Source organism: Ancylobacter sonchi (genome assembly GCF_018390695.1).
GTDB classification, from domain to species: Bacteria; Pseudomonadota; Alphaproteobacteria; order Rhizobiales; family Xanthobacteraceae; genus Ancylobacter; species Ancylobacter sonchi.
Window position 1 is genome coordinate 165,769 of the sequence record NZ_JAHBGF010000033.1, and the last position, 18,412, is coordinate 184,180.

General features: G+C 63.6%; 19 protein-coding genes and 1 tRNA gene. 6 read left to right on the plus strand and 14 right to left on the minus strand.

Annotation, left to right across the window (positions count from 1 at the left end; all coding sequences use genetic code 11):
- Positions 1–82 precede the first annotated feature (82 nt).
- From KHC28_RS20360 to otnC, 12 genes are all read right to left on the minus strand, one after another.
- Positions 83–1,159, minus strand: a complete 1,077-nt coding sequence (locus KHC28_RS20360; protein WP_214010283.1) for an aldo/keto reductase — start codon at positions 1,157–1,159, stop codon at positions 83–85.
- A 35-nt stretch (positions 1,160–1,194) separates the two neighbouring features.
- On the minus strand, positions 1,195–2,112 hold the full coding sequence (locus KHC28_RS20365) for an SMP-30/gluconolactonase/LRE family protein (protein ID WP_376772774.1): 918 nt from the start codon (positions 2,110–2,112) through the stop codon (positions 1,195–1,197).
- A gap of 55 nt (positions 2,113–2,167) precedes the next feature.
- Positions 2,168–3,115 (minus strand): 3-hydroxyacyl-CoA dehydrogenase, encoded by a 948-nt coding sequence (locus KHC28_RS20370; protein WP_214010201.1) that lies wholly within the window; start codon positions 3,113–3,115, stop codon positions 2,168–2,170.
- 143 nt (positions 3,116–3,258) lie between these two features.
- Positions 3,259–3,678 (minus strand): Rid family hydrolase, encoded by a 420-nt coding sequence (locus KHC28_RS20375; protein WP_214010202.1) that lies wholly within the window; start codon positions 3,676–3,678, stop codon positions 3,259–3,261.
- Between the two features lie 25 nt (positions 3,679–3,703).
- On the minus strand, positions 3,704–4,465 hold the full coding sequence (locus tag KHC28_RS20380) for an SDR family NAD(P)-dependent oxidoreductase (RefSeq protein WP_214010203.1): 762 nt from the start codon (positions 4,463–4,465) through the stop codon (positions 3,704–3,706).
- A 53-nt stretch (positions 4,466–4,518) separates the two neighbouring features.
- Entirely contained in the window at positions 4,519–5,262 is a 744-nt protein-coding gene (locus KHC28_RS20385; protein WP_214010204.1) for an amino acid ABC transporter ATP-binding protein, read from the minus strand.
- The gene (locus tag KHC28_RS20390; RefSeq protein ID WP_214010205.1) at positions 5,259–5,915 is read right to left on the minus strand and encodes an amino acid ABC transporter permease; all 657 of its coding nucleotides are present in this window, start codon (positions 5,913–5,915) and stop codon (positions 5,259–5,261) included. The genes KHC28_RS20385 and KHC28_RS20390 overlap by 4 nt, the downstream gene beginning before the upstream one ends.
- A 2-nt stretch (positions 5,916–5,917) precedes the next feature.
- Positions 5,918–6,580, minus strand: a complete 663-nt coding sequence (locus KHC28_RS20395) for an amino acid ABC transporter permease (RefSeq protein WP_214010206.1) — start codon at positions 6,578–6,580, stop codon at positions 5,918–5,920.
- 53 nt (positions 6,581–6,633) lie between these two features.
- Positions 6,634–7,551 carry an ABC transporter substrate-binding protein gene (locus tag KHC28_RS20400; RefSeq protein ID WP_246565042.1) on the minus strand — a complete coding sequence of 306 codons (918 nt, stop codon included), beginning with the start codon at positions 7,549–7,551 and terminating at the stop codon, positions 6,634–6,636.
- A complete protein-coding gene (locus KHC28_RS20405) occupies positions 7,548–8,639 on the minus strand; it encodes an LLM class flavin-dependent oxidoreductase (protein ID WP_214010207.1) in 1,092 nt (363 codons plus the stop codon). Before KHC28_RS20405 ends, KHC28_RS20400 begins: the two co-directional genes overlap by 4 nt.
- A 48-nt stretch (positions 8,640–8,687) precedes the next feature.
- The gene (locus KHC28_RS20410) at positions 8,688–9,197 is read right to left on the minus strand and encodes a flavin reductase family protein (protein ID WP_214010208.1); all 510 of its coding nucleotides are present in this window, start codon (positions 9,195–9,197) and stop codon (positions 8,688–8,690) included.
- Positions 9,198–9,287: 90 nt separating this feature from the next.
- Entirely contained in the window at positions 9,288–9,962 is a 675-nt protein-coding gene (gene otnC, locus KHC28_RS20415) for a 3-oxo-tetronate 4-phosphate decarboxylase (protein WP_214010209.1), read from the minus strand.
- A 46-nt stretch (positions 9,963–10,008) separates the two neighbouring features.
- Between otnC and ltnD the strand changes: the two genes are divergently transcribed.
- The 3 genes from ltnD (at position 10,009) to KHC28_RS20430 (ending at position 13,136) form a co-directional block, all read left to right on the plus strand.
- Entirely contained in the window at positions 10,009–10,962 is a 954-nt protein-coding gene (gene ltnD / locus KHC28_RS20420) for an L-threonate dehydrogenase (RefSeq protein WP_312893290.1), read from the plus strand.
- Between the two features lie 64 nt (positions 10,963–11,026).
- The gene (gene otnK / locus KHC28_RS20425; protein WP_214010210.1) at positions 11,027–12,295 is read left to right on the plus strand and encodes a 3-oxo-tetronate kinase; all 1,269 of its coding nucleotides are present in this window, start codon (positions 11,027–11,029) and stop codon (positions 12,293–12,295) included.
- Between the two features lie 85 nt (positions 12,296–12,380).
- Positions 12,381–13,136 carry an SDR family NAD(P)-dependent oxidoreductase gene (locus tag KHC28_RS20430; RefSeq protein ID WP_214010211.1) on the plus strand — a complete coding sequence of 252 codons (756 nt, stop codon included), beginning with the start codon at positions 12,381–12,383 and terminating at the stop codon, positions 13,134–13,136.
- A gap of 709 nt (positions 13,137–13,845) precedes the next feature.
- Here the strand turns inward: KHC28_RS20430 and KHC28_RS20435 are convergent.
- Positions 13,846–13,922: transfer RNA gene (locus KHC28_RS20435), tRNA-Met, on the minus strand.
- A gap of 152 nt (positions 13,923–14,074) precedes the next feature.
- Here KHC28_RS20435 and KHC28_RS20440 point away from each other — a divergent pair.
- The 3 genes from KHC28_RS20440 to KHC28_RS20450 all read left to right on the plus strand — a co-directional run bounded on the left by KHC28_RS20440 (position 14,075) and on the right by KHC28_RS20450 (position 17,492).
- A complete protein-coding gene (locus KHC28_RS20440) occupies positions 14,075–14,977 on the plus strand; it encodes a CHAD domain-containing protein (protein ID WP_214010212.1) in 903 nt (300 codons plus the stop codon).
- A 113-nt stretch (positions 14,978–15,090) separates the two neighbouring features.
- Entirely contained in the window at positions 15,091–15,981 is an 891-nt protein-coding gene (locus tag KHC28_RS20445) for a LysR family transcriptional regulator (RefSeq protein WP_214010213.1), read from the plus strand.
- Positions 15,982–16,286: 305 nt separating this feature from the next.
- The gene (locus KHC28_RS20450) at positions 16,287–17,492 is read left to right on the plus strand and encodes an NAD-dependent formate dehydrogenase (protein WP_214010214.1); all 1,206 of its coding nucleotides are present in this window, start codon (positions 16,287–16,289) and stop codon (positions 17,490–17,492) included.
- Positions 17,493–17,640: 148 nt separating this feature from the next.
- Here the strand turns inward: KHC28_RS20450 and KHC28_RS20455 are convergent, their stop codons facing one another.
- Positions 17,641–18,336: an alpha/beta hydrolase gene (locus KHC28_RS20455; RefSeq protein WP_246565043.1), complete on the minus strand. Its 696-nt coding sequence runs from the start codon at positions 18,334–18,336 to the stop codon at positions 17,641–17,643.
- Between the last annotated feature and the right edge of the window lie 76 nt (positions 18,337–18,412).

Sequence of the window (18,412 nt, forward strand, 5' to 3'; positions counted from 1 at the left end):
CCCGATCGCTCGATGAGAAGCCCGTCGCGAGGAGATCCACGCGGAATAAGTGCAGAAACAAAATCCGCCCGTCCACTCGGCGTCATCTGGCTGACAACTCCGTATCGCGCGTCACGTAGTTGCGTTGCAGGACCCAGTCCGCATCGCTGAACCGATCCCGTGCAAAATTGAACTGATGCCAATACGGATAGATGGAAGGAATGGCGCTGACATCGTCGAGCCGCCTCGTTTCCTCTGGCGTCAACTCCAGTTCGACCGCCGCGATATTGTCCCGGAAATGCGCTGCCGTGAGGCCTCCGACGACCAGCGATGTGATGGCCGGGCGATCCAGCAGCCATGCGAGGGCGACCTGCGCAGCGGTGACGCCGCGGGCATCGGCAATCGCCACGAGTTCGTCGACGATGCGCCAGAGCCGTTCCCCATCGCGTATGGGAGGCTCGGTCCAACCCTTGGCCTGCCTCGATCCGGGCGGTGTCGGCTGGCCGCGACGATGCGCACCCGTCAAGAGACCGCCAGCGAGCGGGCTCCAGACGAGCACCCCGAGGCCCTGGTCCACCGAAATTGGTAATAGTTCGTATTCGGCTTCGCGTGCTTCCAGCGTGTAATGTATCTGCTGTGTAACGAAGCGCTGATATCCATAGCTGTCGCTTGTGCCGAGCGCCTTCATGAGCTGCCAGCCGGTATAGTTCGAGCAGCCGATGTAGCGGATCTTGCCCGCAGTCACGAGAGTGTCCAGCGCGTGCAGCATTTCCTGCAGTGGCGTCAACCCATCCCATTCATGCATGTAGTATATGTCGATGACGTCGGTCTTCAGACGTTTCAGGCTCTTCTCGCACTCGCGGATCAAGTGATAGCGCGAGACGCCTTCATCGTTGGGCCCGCTTCCGATGCGCATCCGTGCCTTCGAGGAGATCAGCACCTCCTGACGGCGGCTGCCGAGCGCTTCGGCAAGGATTTCCTCGGAACGTCCGGTGGAATACATGTTCGACGTGTCGAACACGTTGATACCGGCATCGAGGCAGAAACCGACGAGCTTGCGCGCCTCGTCCACGCCGTGGCTGCCCGCGGCCGAGAACATGCCTTCCCCGCCGAATGTGAAGGTGCCCATGCTCAATACGGACACCTTGAGGCCAGTTCTGCCCAGAGTGCGATACTTCATCATCCAGACTCTCTTCTCGCGTGGCGAGTGGGTACTTACTTTACGCCGGCAGCGCGTGTGTTCAGATAGACGGCGTAGAGGCTGCTGCTGGCCGTAATGAAAAGGCGGTTGAACTTTGGGCCGCCGAAGGCAATGTTCGCGACCGGCTCCGGGATCAGGATCTTCCCAAGCAGATCGCCGGTATTGGCGTAGCAGTGGACACCATCGCCGGCGGATACCCAGATGTTCCCGTCGATATCGAGCCGGATGCCGTCGGGAATGCCTGGATCGATATCTGCCAGTACCCCCCGGGACGTCAGCTGCCCCTCCGCGCCAACCGAGAATTTCCGGATATGATGCGGCTTGTCCGAGCCATGGGAGCGCCCGCTGTCGGCGATGTAGAGCGTCGTCTCGTCGGCCGAGAAGGCGAGCCCGTTCGGCATGTCGAAGTCGTCCGCGACCACAGAGAGTTCGCTGCTCAGCGGATCAAGGCGGTAGACGTTCCGCGCGCCCGTCTCGCTTTCAGCCTTGTGCCCTTCATAATCCGTCAGGATGCCGTAGAGGGGATCCGTGAACCACACGGCTCCGTCGGAACTCACCACGACGTCGTTGGGGGAATTCAAACGTTTGCCCCGATAGTTATCCGCCAGAACCGTTATGCTGCCGTCATATTCGGTCCGGGTGACGCGCCGGGCTCCGTGCTCGCATGAGATGAGCCGACCTTCACGGTCGCGGGTATTTCCATTCGAGAAATTGGATGGATACCGGAAGATGTCGACATGGCCACTCTGCTCGTCCCACTTCAGCATCCGGTTGTTTGGTATGTCGCTGAAGATCAGGCAGCGTCCATCAGCGAAATAGACTGGCCCTTCGGCCCAGCGCGTGCCGCTGTACAGGCGCTCAAGCTGGCACACCGGAATGATGAACGTGCTGAAGCGCGGGTCCAGCGCCTCGAAATAAGCAGTGCTCACGATGGAAACCTCCCATGCGGCCGGTCGGCCTCTCCTCCGCCGGCGCGTCTTTTGACGTTCAAGCCATCTGGGCTCCGAGGACGCGTTTCTTCGCCGACACGAAGGATGCGAGGCAGCGGTCGCGCCAGCCGCGCTTCTCGGCCAGCTTCTCCGCCGGCGTCACGGCGCGCATCGCGGCGTCGATGCTTGCCACCAGTTGCGGAGACCAGCTGCGCGGATCCGCCTGCTCCCTTGCGAGGTTCTCGTACATGGGGCCGAGGTTCCGGCAATACTCCGAGACACCCTGGCTCGCATTGAGGTCGATGGTTTCAAATGGCCCCATGAAGAACCAGCGGAGGCCCAGCCCATCCTTCATCGCCTTGTCGACGGCATCGACGTCACAGACGCCGTCCTCGACGAGGCGAAACGCCTCCCCGAGAACCGCGCTCTGCAGGCGATTGACGAGGAAGCCATTGATCTCGCGGGTCAGCGTCACAGGGGACTGGCCGATGGCCCGCATCAGCACCACAGCGCGTTCCACGGCAGAAGCCTCGGTCCATGGAGCGGGGATGATCTCGACGAGCGGGATCAGATGCGGCGGATTGATCGGGTGAACCACCAGGCAGCGTCCGGCGTTACGAAGCCCCTCCGTAAAGGAGGAGGCCGGCAACCCCGACGTGGAACTGCCGATCACTGTCGGGAATGAGACGAGCTCATCCAGTGTCCTGTAGAAGGACCGCTTGATTTCAACCCGCTCCGGCAGGCTTTCCTGGATGTAGTCGACGCTCGCGACCGCCTCTGCCAAATCCGTCGTGGTGTGAAGCCGCCCCATCACCATCTCGATGGGGTCCGGCCCAGCCAGACCTTCCTTCGCTAGGTCATCCAAAGCCTGCCGTACGAACGCCGTCGTGGCCGCCAGAGCATCTTCGGAAATGTCGAAGACCCGAACGCCGTAACCTGCGCGTGCAAATACCAGAGCCCAGGAAGACCCGACGACTCCCGTGCCAAGAACCGCTACCGTCGCCATCGGCGTTTCTCCCCGTACCGCAGTATTCGTGGTTGTTTTTTTGAGCACCCGTTCTCGCGTATGGCCGCAGCGCGGGCCGATAGGGAGAGCTAGGCAATGTGCATCGGCGCATCATGCGCCGATGCGTTCGTCGTCCCTTCCGATCAGAGCGAGATGGATAGATTCTTGACGGCAAGGGCCCCCGCGCCGCGATAGGCGGTGACTTCGATTTCGAAGAGATACTCAGGGCCGCCAAGCGGGCCGCAACTGACGCAGCTTGCGGGATCTACGCCGCGGAACACCTCGCCCATGTATGCCATCACGTCGGGCACGTCTTCCTGCCGGGTGATGAAAATCCGCCGGCGCACGACGTCGGCAAGGCTGCAGTCGACGGCCGCCAGCGCGCCCTCGACATTCTTCATGGCGTTCCGCGCCTGCTCCAGCGTGGTTGCCGGCATGATGCGCGTCGCGAAGTCCCGGCCGGAGGTGAGGGACATGAAGATCCAGTTGTCCAGTGCGACGACGCGCGAATAGCTCTCCTTGTGCTCAAGGATGCTACCCGATTTCAGCTTTACGAGTTCCATTGCGGCTTCCGATGCGGTTCGGGCTTTAGAGGTAGATGCCGCCGTCGATCGCGACGGTCTGGCCGGTGATCATGCTTCCGGCGAAACCCAGGAAGATGATCAGTTCGGCGACATCCGCCGTGCTGCAGACGCGCTTCAGCGGCGTGCTGGCGAGGACGGCGTTTTGACGTTCCTCCGACCACTCGATGCTCCAGGAACTGTCCACGACGCCGGGCGCGACAGCATTGACCCGCACGTCGGGCGCCAGGGCATGGGCGAGGTTCTTGGTCAGGTTGATGACCGCGGCCTTCGAGGCGCTGTAGGCGGGCGTGCTGGCGATCGCGCCGAAACCGGCGATGGATGCAGTGTTCACGATCGCGCCCTTCGACGCCTTCAGAGCCGGCGCCGCCGCCTTGGCGCACCGGAACACGCCCATGAGGTTCACGTTCAACAGGTTCGCCCAGAGATCTTCGGTGATCTGGTCGAGATCGGCGATCGGCACCGGCGTGTTGCGCCCGGGAGTGCCGGCATTGTTGATGAGCAGGTCGAGATGACCGAGGTCTTCGACCGCCTTCAGCACCATGCGCAGGGCATCGTCGGCATTGCCGACATCGCCGGGAGCGCCGATGACATCGAGGCCCGCAGCCTTGAACTCGGCGAGCGCGAGCTCCCCGCGAGCGTCCGACGGCAGATAATTGATGGCGACCTTCGCACCGCTCCGGGCCATGATGCGTGCCGCTTCGAGCCCGATGCCCGAGCCGCCGCCCGTGACGAGCGCGGTCTTTCCCGCCAGATTATACGAGATCATCCTGAAACCTCTGATGTATTTCTATTATGCCGCTAGAGATCGGATCGTCGACGTCAGGCGACTTCCAGTGGCTGACGCTTTTCGCGGCGAAGAAACTTCTGCGTCTGTTCTTTATGCGGATTGTCGATGACCTCGCCCGCCGTGCCGATCTCACATACCTCGCCTTGGTGCAGGAACGCGACGCGGTCGGCCGACTCGCGGGCGAAACTGATGTCGTGCGTGACGACCACCATCGTCATGCCTTCGCGCTTCAGCAGGCGCATCGTCTCGAGGACTTCGCCCACCAGTTCGGGATCGAGCGCGGAGGTGACCTCGTCGAAGAGCATGTAGCTCGGCTCCATGGCGAGCGCGCGCGCGATGGCGAGGCGCTGCTGCTGGCCGCCCGACATTTGCGAGGGAAGGCTATCGGCCTTGCTTCCGAGGCCGACATGTTCGAGGTGCTTGAGTGCCAGCGCGCGCGCCTCCTTGCGGCTGCGCTTGGCGACGACGCGCGGCGCGAGTGCCACGTTTTCCAGCGCGGTCAGATGCGGAAACGCATTGTACTGCTGGAAGACAATGCCCAGCTTCTGGCGCAGCGTATTGATGTTGGTCTTGGGGTCGTGGACGCTGACGCCGTCGACGACGATCTCACCGCCCTGGATCGGCTCGAGCCCGTTGATGCACTGGAGCAGGGTCGACTTTCCCGAGCCGCTCGCGCCGATGAGGCAGAGCAGTTCGCCCTTGTTGACGTCGAGGTTGATGCCCTTGAGTACTGTCAGCGCGCCGAAGGTCTTTCGTACGTTCCTGATCTCAATCATACGACGATCCTCCTTTCGAGGCGGCGGCTGTAGCGGGACACTGGATAGCAGATGATGAAATAGAAGAGTCCCGCGCCCATCAGTAGAAGCCAGGTTTCGTGCGTCCTCGTGATCAGGATCTGTGTGGAACGCATATATTCGACGTAGCCGACCACACCCGCGAGGGCGCTATCCTTGATAAGGCTGAGCACAAGCCCGATCCAGGGCGTCAGCGCCGTCCGGAACGCTAGCGGCATGGAGATGTATACGAGCTCCTGGAGCCCGTTCATGCCGAGCGAACGGGCACTCTTGCGGTACTGGAGCGGAACCGAGAGGAGGCCGGCGCGAACCACTTCGGCCGTTACCGCCGACATCCAGAGGCTAAGCGCGACGGTGCCGAACAGGAACGGCGAAGCACCGATACCCAGAAGCGACAGGAAGCTGTTGGCGAGGATCAGCTGGATAATCATCGGCACGCTGCGCACGATGTCGATGAACGGCGCCGTAATGAACCTGACCGTCACGGACACGGTTCGCAGCCAGCCCAGCACGATCCCCGCGAGAGTGCCAACTATGGTGGCCGCGACGGCCAGCCTGATGGTGTTGAGAACCCCTTGAGCCAGGAAATAGGTATCCGACCAGCCGAGGCCTTGGTTTGCGAACTGAAATTGCACGCCTAGCTCCTGTAGATGAGCCGGAAGACCAGCTGGGACGAAAACTGGAGCGCTTTTGCGATGAGGTAATAGATCAGCGCGGTGGCCAGAAAGAACTCGAAGGTACGGAATGAGGCCGATTGGGCGTATTGCGTCGCCCCCGAGAGTTCCTGCAGGCCGACCAGCATGCCGAGCGAGGTGTTCAGCATGCCCCAGATGCCCTGTGTGACATAGGCCGGGAAGATCACCTTGAACATCTGCGGAAAGATCACATGGATAAAACTCTGCGGGCCGGTCATGCCGAGAGAGCGCGCCGCCGGCATCTGCTGCCGCGGGATGGCCGTCAGGCCGCCCCGGAAAATCTCCGTCATGTACCCCGCATTGTTAAAGGAAACCGACAGGAGCACGGCGGCATAGCTCGGGATGTTGATGTGGAGCGCGCCCAGGCCGAAGTAGAAGATATAAAGCTGGAACACCGCCGGCGTGTTGCGCGACAGCTCGACCCAGCCGGTGGAGAAGCGGTAGGCCCATCCCTCGCCCCGCTGGCGCGCGACAGCCATGGGCATCGCTATCAGCGTGCCGATGACGAAGGCAAGAACGGTGATCTGGATCGTCACCCAGGCTCCCGCCAGCAGAAGCGGGAGCGAATCCCAGACGATGGACCAATAGAACTGATAACCGTTCATGCCTTCATCCCGTGGCGATGCCGGCAGGCTTGCCTGCCGGCATGAGGCCTGACTTAGAAGTTAATGCCTTCGGCGGTCAGCGGCGGCAACGGCCCATCTCCATAGTACTTCTTGTAGATTTCAGCCCAGCGCCCGGTCGCGACCTGGTGGAAGACGAACATCCGCGCCCAGTTGAGGAACTGCTGGTCGTCGCGGCGAACCGCAATTGAGCCGAAATCGGGAAGAGGCGCGATGCCCGCCGCAATGAACTCCGGAAACTGGCCGCTCTGCGACAGCGCGTGGAACACCCCGGCGCTCATCAGCAGCGCATCCACCTTGCCCTGTTGCAGGGCGAGATAGGATTCCGCGTCGCTGGCGTAGCCGGTGTAGGTCGCTCCGGACTTCTGCCAGCCCTTGGCGAACTCTTCCTTGAAGAGCTGCTCCGGCGTGGTGCCCACGACGCCGCCGAGCTTCCTGGACTTCAGGTCGGAGTACTGGGTGATGCCGGTCTCCTTGCGGGTTATCACCGTCATGATGTTGTTGGTGTAGGGCTGGGTGAAGGCCACCGTCAGCGCCCGAGCCGGGGTCGGCGTGGTGGACGAGATCAGCACGTCGATACGGTTCGACACCAGGGCCGGGATACGGTCCGGCGACGGCGTCTCGACAATGATCGGCTCCGCGCCGAGTGCCTTCGCCATGTCCTTGCAGTAGGTGACGTCGTAGCCGTCGGGCTCGTTATTCGTGTCGCGGAAGCCCGCGGGAGGGGCGTCGAGCATGACGCCGCAGCGCAGCTTCTTGGACTGCACAACCTTGTCGAGAGCGGACTGCGCATGCGACGGCGCAGCGAAAGCCAGAGCGAGAACAGACGTCGCAAGGAAGGTCTTGATCAATGATTTCATATTTTCCCCTCGTGTTTTGGAACCAGTCACGGCATCGGCGATCGTTTGGAAGTGATTGAAGATTTTTTCGACGATCGCCGCCTTGATGCTCAACTCGCCTTTTTGACCGGATTGAGATCGACACCGATGTCGGAGAGCGAGCCAAGTTCGTTCTCGATCAGCGGCACCACATCCCTCTTGAATCGCAGGATCGAGCGGTGAGCGCGCTCAAGCGGCATGCAGCCGAACGAGAAATTGCAGGTGTAATTGCTCGGATTGAGGCGCTTGATGTTCTCGATCATCTTTTCCGCGACGGTATGGGCGTCGCCAACGATCATATTGTCGGCATACTGATCGAGGGTGTATTCGTCCGGATACGGCTCATTGCGAATGAAGCCGCTCTCATCCAGAGGAAGATCGGCCCGGCGCAGGTGGTGCGCCATGCGCCCGACATAGCGGGCGCGCTCCGCCATTTCGAGAGCCTCGCTCCGGCTGTCGACAATGCTGACATATTGCATGATCGCCAGCGGCTTGGTCGCCGGCCGCTCGCCGATGGACGTCCAGGCTTCGTTCAGGCCATCCACCATCTTGTAGAGCACCGGCGAGCCCAGTGTGCTTGCCGCCAGGAAGGGCACCGCCCTCCACTTCTTGAAGCGCTCGAGCAATCGCGGATGCGACGAGGTCACGAAGATCGGCGGCAGAGGCTTCTGCTGCGTCCCGATGGCGAAGTGTGTCTTCGGCAGCGAAACGTATTTCCCATCGTATTCCACTTCCCCATCAACCAAGGCCCGTTCAATAACATCCCAGTATTCCAGGAAGATATCGACCCTGTCGTTGAGAGAAATATTGTAACGGTCAAATTCATACTGCTGGTAGCCGGTACCCAGCCCGACCACCAGACGACCCTCGGTCTGCGTGTCGGCGACCGCGATTTCCTGAGCAACACGCAGCGGATTGTAGAGGGGAAGCACGATGACGCCGGGGCCGAGCTTGATCGTCTTCGTCCAGCCGGCCGCGTAGGCGCACATCATCAGGGGAGACGGCGAACTCGAATAGTTCGCGAAGTGATGCTCGGCAAACCATGCGATATCGAAGCCCAATTCTTCGGCGGTCTCGACCATCTTCCGAGTGTCGCGCATAACCCCGCGAGTCCCGTCCGGGTGGTCACGGAGGGTCATGAGGTTGAACAGACCGAGTTGCATCAAGTTCTCCTGAGTCATGCGCGGTGGCTGGGGGGTGCCGCGACTTGCTTAACCAGCCTTCTGAAGGGCCAGCGGCGCAGCGACCGCATATGAGCCGTTCTGGTAGATGAGCGGGGCGATATCGGCCGCGAAATAGGCTGCCGTGACGCCGCCGATGATGATGTCGTGCGTGGCGTATGAAATGGCCTGATCGATCTCGCAGAAGAGCGAAGCCTGGGCATTCGGAAGATAGGGAACACCGTCCATTTCCGCCCATTCTCCGACACCGAACCGCTCCTTCGGCGGCAGGCTGCCACTGAAGGAGTTCGAAACATCCGCCTGAGAAGCGCGTAGGACGTTGATGCAATAACGACCCTCGTCTTTCAGCGGAGCGCTGATCGACGCGCTTTTATTCACGCAGGTCAGAATCGAAATAGGCGAAAAACTTAATGGAGTGACGGATGTTACAGTAATTCCGTACCGTTCGCCGTCACGCTTGCAGGAAATTACGCAGACCGTCGACGCCAGTCGACGCATAGACTGCCGGAAGTGCTCCGTCCGCTGATCCTGGTTAAGCATTTCTGGTATCCTCTGTCTGCTGCTAGATTGACGATTATCTACAATCTGTCAACGCGATTTTGTGCGTTCCGCACCAGGATGCTGACGGCGCTACCCGTCGTCGTGAGGGTGCGGGTGGCCGGGGAGGTCAAAGTGTCGGGCGAGGTCAGCCACTTGCGAGGGAGACAGGTGCCGCGGGTTTAGGTTGCGAAGAAGCAAGTAGAGCTTGGCGGTCTCCTCCAGTTCCTCGATCGCGTACACCGCCCCTTCCAGGTCCTTTCCCGCCACCGCCGGACCGTGATTGGCCAGCAATACCGACATGTACTTGCCGGCCAGCCCCTTGATGGCATCGGCGACGGCGGGATCGCCGGGCCTGAAATACGGGACCAGGGCGGTTCGCCCGGCGCGCATCAGATAGTATGGCGTCATGGGCGGCAGCACGGCATTCGGGTTCACGTCGGGCAGCATCGAGAGTGCCACCGAGTGCGTGGAGTGCAGATGCACCACCGCCCGCGAGTGCTTGACGGTATCGTACAGCGCCGCGTGCAAGGGCGCCTCTTTCGTCGGTTTGTCGCCGTCGAGGACGTTTCCCTTCGCGTCCAACCTCGAGAGTGAGGCCGGATCCAGAAAGCCCAGCGACGCGTTTGTCGGTGTCACCAGCCAGCCGCCGTCATCAAGCCGGACGGAAATGTTTCCCGACGATCCCGGCGTCAGGCCCCGATCGAACAGGGAGGCCCCATATCGAACGATCTGCTCCCGGATTCGGGTCTCGCTGAAACTCGCCATCACTCGCAGCCTCATTGCAGATTGTAGATAATCTGCATATAAGCAGGTGCGAAGCAAGGGAGTTTCGCGCGTGTCTTCCAACGGTTCCGAGACGAAATCCGGCGTCGCAGTCATCGGTCTGGGATCGATGGGCTTTGGTATGGCGAGCTCGGTGCTCCGCCATGGACACGCCGTCGTGGGATACGATCCATCCCCGGCAGCGGCCGCGAGATTAGCAGCGGCCGGCGGCACCGCCGCCGCCTCACCGGCGGAAGCCGCGCGGCGCGTGTCCGTTGTCCTGTGCGTCGTCGTCAACAGCGCGCAGACGGAGGCCGTGCTTTTCGCCGAGAACGGGGCTTTCCCCGTGATGGCACCCGGATCGGTCTTCGTTTCATCGGCCACCATGGCGCCGGCCGACGCCAGGCGCTTAGCCGCGCGTCTCGCCGAGCGGGACATTCTCTATCTGGACGCACCTATTTCTGGCGGAGCCGCGAAGGCGGCGGACGGCGCCCTCACCGTAATGGCGTCCGGCAGCACCGCGGCATTCGATCGGGCCGCGGATGTCCTGGATGCGATTTCCACCAAGGTCTATCGGCTCGGCAGCGAGCCTGGTATCGGCGCCTCGGTGAAGATGATCAATCAGCATTTGGCCGGCGTTCATATCGCCGCGGCGTGCGAGGCGATGGTCCTCGCGTCGAAGCTCGGACTGGATCTCGCCACCGTGTACGAGGTCATTGCCGCCTCTGCCGGCAATTCATGGATGTTCGAGAATCGGGTTCCGCACATTCTCGAGGGCGACTACAGGCCGCTCAGCTCGATTGAAATATTCGTCAAGGATCTCGGGATCTTGCAAGACATGGTGCGGGCTGAACGCTACCCGGCGCCTCTCGCAGCCGCTGCACTGCAGATGTACCTGGCGACATCCGGCGCGGGAATGGGCGCCGAGGACGACGCATCGGTGGCGCGAACATACGCGGCATTGTCCGGCGCTGCATTGCCCGCCCTCAAATCCACCTCGTGACCGATCCGTCGCCGAAGCTCGAAAACAACCGGGCCAGCTTTGCACCATACAGGAGAGGGCTCCCATGACTGCGCTGCTCGCAGCTATCGCAGACGACTACACGGGCGCGTCGGATCTCGCGAACACCTGGCGCAAGTCCGGTCTCAGGACCGTGCAGACCATTGGCGTCCCAACTGACGAGGAAGCCTTCGGCGAGATCGACGCCATCGTGGTGTCGCTGAAGATACGCTCTGCCCCTGTCGCCGAGGCCGTGTCCAGCGCGCTTGCGGCGGAGACGCTCCTGCGGGCGATCGGCGTCCGCCATGTCATGTACAAGGTCTGTTCCACGTTCGATTCCACTGACGATGGCAATATCGGCCAGATTACCGATGCTTTGGTGGAACGTTCGGGGCAGGGCTGGGTGCTCGTCACGCCGGCTTTCCCGGAAACCGGTCGGACTGTCTACAAGGGGAACTTGTTCGTCAACGACGTCCCGTTGAACGAAAGTCCGCTTCGCCATCACCCGCTAAACCCAATGCTCGACGCAAATCTGGCGCGAGTCTTGAAAAGACAATCCGGCCGGCCGGCCCACGTCCTCGACGTCCAGACCGTGAAGGCCGGTCTGGACGCCTGCCGCGAGAAAATCGCGTACTTCCCGGATACCCAACCGTCGATCATCGCCGACGCGATCGACGATGGCGATCTTGAGGTGCTCGGCCGTCTCGCCCTTGAAACCGCCGTTTCTACGGGAGCGTCGGGCCTTGGCTACGGCCTCGCCAAGGCGACACTGGAGACCCACCACTCGGAGAGCTTTGTCGCCAGCGGCCTGCAATCGGTGGGAGGCCACTCCGCCGCGATCGCCGGCAGCTGCTCGGCGCGCACGCTCGAGCAGATCGCGGTTGCCGAAAAGCACATGCCTGTCCTGCGGCTCGACCCCGAACGCCTCATCGCCGGGCCGCGCATGGTCGATGAAGCCCTGGCTTTCGCGCGGCGGCATCTCGAAACAGGCCCCGTCCTGATCGCCGCCTCGGCCTCTCCGGAAGCCGTAGCGTTGCTTCAGCTGGAGCACGGCAAGCTGGAAACGGGGCATGCGATCGAATGCGCCCTCGCCGCGATCGCCCTTGGCCTCGTCGACGCGGGCGTGCGGCGCCTCGTCGTCGCTGGCGGGGAGACGTCCGGTGCCGTGGTCGACACGCTCGGCATACGGTCCTTCGAGATCGGCGAGGAGCTTGCTCCCGGCGTGCCGATGCTTCGCACCCTCGGCCAACCGGGAGGCGATCTCGCGATGGCGCTGAAATCCGGAAATTTCGGCGGCGAGGACTTTTTCCCCGAGGCACTCTCACGGCTCACTTGAGGTTTCAGGCGAGCCGCGCCGAGCAATCGCCTCTCCCGATCGCTCCCGCACCGTGACGTGATCGAAAAACGACCTGGAGGACATCATGGGCAACAGCTTTGAAGGAAAGACCGTCGTCATCTCGGGTGCAGCCGGTGGCGTCGGGCGAGCTGCCGTCGCGCAGTTCGTCGAGAACGGCGCCCGCGTCTGCGCAACCGATATATCCGCTGCCGTCGCCGATCTCGAGCGGGGCGCGTCCGGTCAGATCGTTGCCGTGGCCGCCGATGTCACGAAATCCGCGGATGTGGAGAAGATCTTCGCTGCTGCGGAAGAGCATCTGGGCCCGGTGGATGTGCTGGTCAGCAATGCCGGGTTCATCATCTCCAAATCTGCGCATGACACCACGGAAGACGAATGGGACAGCGTCATGAACGCGAACGCTAAGTCCTTCTTCCTGCTGTCGAAGCGCGCGTTGCCCGCGATGCTGCAGCGGGGGGCGGGCTCGATCGTCGCCACCGGGTCCATTTCAAGTGTCGTCGGCCTGCCGGAACAGGCCGCCTATTGCGCGGCGAAAGGCGCATTGCTGCAGCTCGTCCGCCAAATGGCGGTCGACTACGCGTCGCGCGGGATTCGGGTGAACGCCGTGGGTGCAGGCTCGATCAATACGCCGTTCCTCACGCGCTACCTCGAAGGTCTCGAAGACCCCGCTGCCGGCGAGGCGGCGATCAAGAGCGCCCATCCGCTGGGCCGCTGGGCTGAACCGAGGGAGATCGCCGATGCGATCCTCTATCTGTCAGGCCCGGCAGCATCCTTTGTGACCGGACAGATTCTGATGGCCGACGGCGGATATAGCGCGCGATAGCCGCGGCGAAGCATCGCGTCGAAACCAGAAGGCCGGAAAGCAGCAGTCGACAAAGATCGACGGGGTTCCAAGATCGAGCAAATGTGCCGGCCCGAGTCCCCTCATTCGGATAACGATTATTCGGCGGCAAGATTCATCCGGACTGGAGGATGTGCAGGGCCGGCCCGATTAGGCACCCAGGCAAAGCCGATGAGGTCTTCAGGCAGAGAATGAAGGGGGCCAGCGTCAAGGTCGGACGCTGGCCGATCAGTTGGCGGCGAACCACGTCAGACGGTTTCCGGTATCGACCGTTAATGCTGCATCGCGCACCGGATATCTCGGACGTGCCTGGACGTCCGCTTCCCGGCTTGATCTCAATGCCGCCTCCTGGCGCGCAGCGGAAACAGGTCGCTGTCAGGGGGTAGGAAAGTCCCTCCTAGACGTCCTGGCATCGGGCTCTGATTAGCTCGCTGCTCCGAACGCCGTGGTTCCTTCCATCCGGTTGGAGTGGCGCGAAACGAGGCCATCGGCTTTTGGCGAACACCTCGTGCTTCCGGATAAGAACGGCCCGATCAGGCGGCAGCGGCTTTCCTCACTGCATGATGGTTGCAGGGGGCACGCCACCTGATTTGAACCTGCGATGCTAATTTATTGATTTTACTGGATCGGAAGAGGACGAAAACAAAGACCCCAGCAAACTCATCGAGTCTGCTGGGGTCTTTGGTTCGTTTGGTTGCGGGGGCAGGATTTGAACCTGCGGCCTTCAGGTTATGAGCCTGACGAGCTACCGGGCTGCTCCACCCCGCGTCAGTGGTCGGCGCGACATGTCGTCGTCGACGGCGGGTATCTAGCAATCCCGACCCGCAATTGAAAGGGGGACCGACGAAATTTTGTCGCCCAACTGTCGCTTTTCCCATGGATTTCCCGCATAATATGTTGAAACAAATGGGGAAATTATCATGTGCACACATCTGGATGACGATGCCGTGCCATCGGTTTCCCGTCCCGTCACCGCCGCCTCCGGCCTGCTGGCCGCCGCGATGCAGGCCGCGATCCGCTCGGCGGGCATGGCGGTCGACCATGAGGATGCCGCCACCGGCGTGCATGATCTGCGCAAGGCTTACAAACATTTGCGGGGGCTGCTGCGGCTGGTGCGCGGCGCTGGCCGCGCCGACGCCCGTAACCTGAGCACCGAACTGCGCGACGCGGCGCGCCGGCTCTCCGGCGCGCGCGATACGGTGGTGATGGCCGAGACGCTGGACCGGCTGGTCGAGAAGGGAAGGCTCAGCCCCGAAGCCCGCCGCGCCGCCGGTGCTGCACTGGTGGATGACGCCGGGAGCGGGGAGGCCGGCTTCCCGCCCGCCCTTCGCGCCGACATGCGGGCTCTGGTGGACCGCTGCGACCATGCCGTGGCGGAGATGGCCGGGCAGGCTGGTCCCAGGGCGGTGATCGCCGCCGTCGCCGCCGACTACCGGCGGGTGCGCCGGCGCGGCCATTCCACCGACACCGCCGATGACGAGCAACTGCACGAATTGCGCAAGGCGGTGATCGCCCATCGCTACCAGATGGAGATGCTCACGCCCTTCTGGCCGCCGGTCGGCGAAGTCTGGGTGAGCGAGTTGCAGCGGCTGCGGGACCGGCTCGGCCATCATCACGACCTCGCCATGCTCATCGAGGCGGTACGCGCCGGCGGCGCGGCCGAGACCGGCTGGCGCGCCGAGGTGCTCAGGGGCGCGCAGGAGCGGCAGAGGAAGCTGGTGCTGCATGCGATGCGGCTACAGGCGCGGCTGTTCGCCGAGCGTCCCCGGCCCTTCGCCCGGCGCCTGCGTGCCTATGCCAAGGAAGAGGCCGCCGCCGGCTGAGGCGGGAGAGGGGGGGATGGGGCGATAGAGAAGATCGTATTGATCTTCTCGAATCGAGAGCGCTTTTCTATCGACGGGTGGCCCGACGGTCGGGCGCCGCAGGGAGCGCCACCATGTTCGTCCGGCAGATGCACTATCTGGTGGCGCTGGCCCGCGAGAAGCACTTCGCCCGCGCCGCCGATGCCTGCAACGTCTCACAGCCGACGCTGTCGGCCGGGCTGCGCAAGCTGGAGGAGGAGCTCGGCCTGCCGCTGGTGGTGCGCGGCCATCGCTTCATCGGCTTTACCGAACAGGGCGAGCGGGTGCTGGGCTGGGCGAGGCAGATCGTCGCCGACTATGACAGCCTGCGCCAGGAGAAGGCGGACGCGGTCGGGCAGCTCTCCGGCACGCTACGGGTGGGGGCGATTCCTTCGGTCACCGCCGCCGCGCCGGCGCTGCTGGCGCCGTTCCGTACCCGGCATCCCGGCGTGAAGGTGCAAATGCTGTCGCTGAGCTCGGCGCAGATCCAGCGCGGGCTCGACGAGCTCGAACTCGATGCCGGCATCACCTATCTGGAGAACGAGGCACTGAGCCGGGTGAGGCGGGTCGACCTCTATGCCGAGCGCTATGTCTTCGTCACCCGCGCCGCCGAGAAGATCGCCCGCCGCCGCTCGATCGGCTGGGCGCAGGCGGCGGCGGAACCGCTCTGCCTGCTCACCCCCGACATGCAGAACCGTCGCATCATCGACCAGGTGCTGGCGGAACTCGGTATCGCCTCGCAGCCGGAGATCGAGACCAATTCCTTCATGGGAATCTGGGCCTTCGTCCGGCGCGGGCCATGGGGCAGCATCGTGCCCTCGGCGAGCTTCGCCGGGCTGGGCGAGGGCAGCGACCTCGTCGCCGTGCCGCTGGTCGAGCCGGAGCACGTGCAGCCGGTCGGCCTCGTCGTCTCCGACCGCGATCCCTTGCCGCCGGTGGCGGCGGCGCTCCTGAAGCTCGCCCGGTCGGGCGGAAAGTTTGATTAGAAAATTTCGCGCAAACCCTGATCTTTGATTTGCGTCATCTATCAATTGTTCACCCCTTTCGATTTGAAGCCCGGGGCGGGTGAGCGCACTCTCACAACGTCGACGGCGAAGCGGGGCAAGGAGTTCCCGGCCCGCGTCGACGCGGAGGAGACCCGAAGGCTCCACCCTGCCAGGCAGAGACCCGGAACAGGGCGGGCGGTTCGGATCAGGACAGGCACCGAAGCTTTTCGGCCGGCCGCGCACGCGGCGGGAACGCCTCCGCTTACCCCAACGGTCCGCGGGGACCAACAGGAGGAGATACCGACATGGCCAAGGTTCTGTGCGTTCTGTACGACGATCCGATCGACGGCTACCCCAAGACCTATGCGCGCGACGACCTGCCGAAGATCGACCACTATCCGGGCGGCCAGACCCTGCCGACGCCGAAGGCCATCGACTTCACCCCCGGCACCATGCTCGGCTCGGTCTCCGGCGAGCTCGGCCTGCGCAAATATCTCGAATCCAACGGCCACACGCTGGTGGTGACCTCCGACAAGGACGGCCCCGACTCGGTGTTCGAGAAGGAACTCGTCGACGCCGACATCGTCATCTCCCAGCCGTTCTGGCCGGCCTACCTCACCCCCGAGCGCATCGCCAAGGCGAAGAACCTGAAGCTGGCGCTGACCGCCGGCATCGGCTCCGACCATGTCGACCTGCAGTCGGCCATCGACCGCAACATCACCGTCGCGGAAGTCACCTACTGCAACTCGATCAGCGTCGCCGAGCACGTGGTGATGATGATCCTCGGCCTGGTGCGCAACTATCTCCCGGCGCATGACTGGGCGCGCAAGGGCGGCTGGAACATCGCCGACTGCGTGAAGCACTCCTACGACCTCGAAGCGATGAGCGTCGGCACCGTCGCCGCCGGCCGCATCGGCCTCGCGGTGCTGCGCCGCCTCGCGCCCTTCGACGTGAAGCTGCACTACACCGACCGCCACCGCCTGCCGGAGTCGGTGGAGAAGGAGCTGAACCTCACCTGGCACGACTCGCCGGCCGACATGTACCCGCATTGCGATGTGGTGACGCTGAACTGTCCGCTGCATCCCGAGACCGAGCATATGGTCAATGACGAGACGCTGAAGCTGTTCAAGCGCGGCGCCTATATCGTCAACACCGCCCGCGGCAAGCTCTGCGATCGCGACGCCATTGCCCGCGCGCTCGAGAACGGCCAGCTCGCCGGCTATGCGGGCGATGTGTGGTTCCCGCAGCCGGCCCCGGCCGACCATCCCTGGCGTACCATGGCCTGGAACGGCATGACGCCGCACATGTCGGGCACCTCGCTCACCGCCCAGACCCGCTATGCGGCTGGCACGCGTGAGATCCTGGAGTGCTTCTTCGAGGGTCGTCCGATCCGCGACGAGTACCTCATCGTGCAGGGCGGAAACCTCGCCGGCGTCGGCGCGCATTCCTACTCCAAGGGCAATGCCACCGGCGGTTCGGAAGAGGCCGCGAAGTTCAAGAAGGCGGGCTGATCGCCTTTCGTCCTCGGTGTGCGGGCGCCGTCTGCGCGGCATCCGCACCCCGTTCCCGAGGGGTCGCGCCTCGGCGACCCTGACCCACGCAACTGTGCGTACTCGGAGAACTTGCGCGCCCGCTCCTACGAGCGGGCGCGTTTTTCGTTCACGCCGGCTCGGCGAGGTCGGCGAGGAACCAGTCGACGCCGAGCTGCACCATGGACGGCTGCGAGGCGTGCGGCCCGTCATGCTCGACATAGGTGAGATCGTAGCCCGCCGCCCGCAGCTTGGCGGCGTGCGAACGGCCGGCGGTACGGATCGGCGTCTGGGTGTCATTCTGCCCGTGGGCGATGAACACCTTCGGCTCGCCCTCCTGCGCCAGCACCGTCATGAAGCCGGCCGACATGCCGAGGATGTGGGTGACGAGCTGCCCGTTCGACAGGCCGGTGGACAGCGAATAGCTGCCGCCGTCGGAATGGCCGGCAAAGGCGAAGTGCGTGGGGTCGAGGGCGAAGCGAGCGGCCACTTCGGCGAAGCCGATGTCCAGCCGCTCGCGATCCGGCCCGTTGCCGGCGATGACGATGTCCCAGGTGGGAAACAGCGACTGCGGCACCAGCAGCAGGAAGCCGCGCTCCTCCGCGTGCCGGCGCATGATCGGCAGGATCTTCTCGGCGCTGCCGCCGCCGCCATGGAACAGCGACATGAATGGCGTCGGCCGCGACGGGTCGATGCCCTCGGGGACAACCAGCACGTAGTCGCGCTCGTCGAACAGGCCGAGATCGTGCCGGCCGGGCGGCAGCGGCGGCTTGGTCGGGGCGGTGTGCTGGAACTGGAGGCGGCCGAGGAGGGAAAGGTCGAGCATGGCGCGCACCATAAAGCGGCGCCGGCCGGAGGCAAGACGGCAGGGCGCCGCGCCGGTCCTCGGCGCGCTGTCGGGT

Bases quoted from the DNA above. Each gene is read 5' to 3' on its own strand.
- KHC28_RS20360 (WP_214010283.1), bottom strand. From the start codon at position 1,159: ATGAAGTATCGCACTCTGGGCAGAACTGGCCTCAAGGTGTCCGTATTG.
- KHC28_RS20370 (WP_214010201.1), bottom strand. From the start codon at position 3,115: ATGGCGACGGTAGCGGTTCTTGGCACGGGAGTCGTCGGGTCTTCCTGG.
- KHC28_RS20375 (WP_214010202.1), bottom strand. From the start codon at position 3,678: ATGGAACTCGTAAAGCTGAAATCGGGTAGCATCCTTGAGCACAAGGAG.
- KHC28_RS20380 (WP_214010203.1), bottom strand. From the start codon at position 4,465: ATGATCTCGTATAATCTGGCGGGAAAGACCGCGCTCGTCACGGGCGGC.
- KHC28_RS20385 (WP_214010204.1), bottom strand. From the start codon at position 5,262: ATGATTGAGATCAGGAACGTACGAAAGACCTTCGGCGCGCTGACAGTA.
- KHC28_RS20395 (WP_214010206.1), bottom strand. From the start codon at position 6,580: ATGAACGGTTATCAGTTCTATTGGTCCATCGTCTGGGATTCGCTCCCG.
- KHC28_RS20405 (WP_214010207.1), bottom strand. From the start codon at position 8,639: ATGCAACTCGGTCTGTTCAACCTCATGACCCTCCGTGACCACCCGGAC.
- KHC28_RS20410 (WP_214010208.1), bottom strand. From the start codon at position 9,197: ATGCTTAACCAGGATCAGCGGACGGAGCACTTCCGGCAGTCTATGCGT.
- otnC (WP_214010209.1), bottom strand. From the start codon at position 9,962: ATGGCGAGTTTCAGCGAGACCCGAATCCGGGAGCAGATCGTTCGATAT.
- otnK (WP_214010210.1), top strand. From the start codon at position 11,027: ATGACTGCGCTGCTCGCAGCTATCGCAGACGACTACACGGGCGCGTCG.
- KHC28_RS20430 (WP_214010211.1), top strand. From the start codon at position 12,381: ATGGGCAACAGCTTTGAAGGAAAGACCGTCGTCATCTCGGGTGCAGCC.
- KHC28_RS20440 (WP_214010212.1), top strand. From the start codon at position 14,075: ATGTGCACACATCTGGATGACGATGCCGTGCCATCGGTTTCCCGTCCC.
- KHC28_RS20445 (WP_214010213.1), top strand. From the start codon at position 15,091: ATGTTCGTCCGGCAGATGCACTATCTGGTGGCGCTGGCCCGCGAGAAG.
- KHC28_RS20450 (WP_214010214.1), top strand. From the start codon at position 16,287: ATGGCCAAGGTTCTGTGCGTTCTGTACGACGATCCGATCGACGGCTAC.
- KHC28_RS20455 (WP_246565043.1), bottom strand. From the start codon at position 18,336: ATGCTCGACCTTTCCCTCCTCGGCCGCCTCCAGTTCCAGCACACCGCC.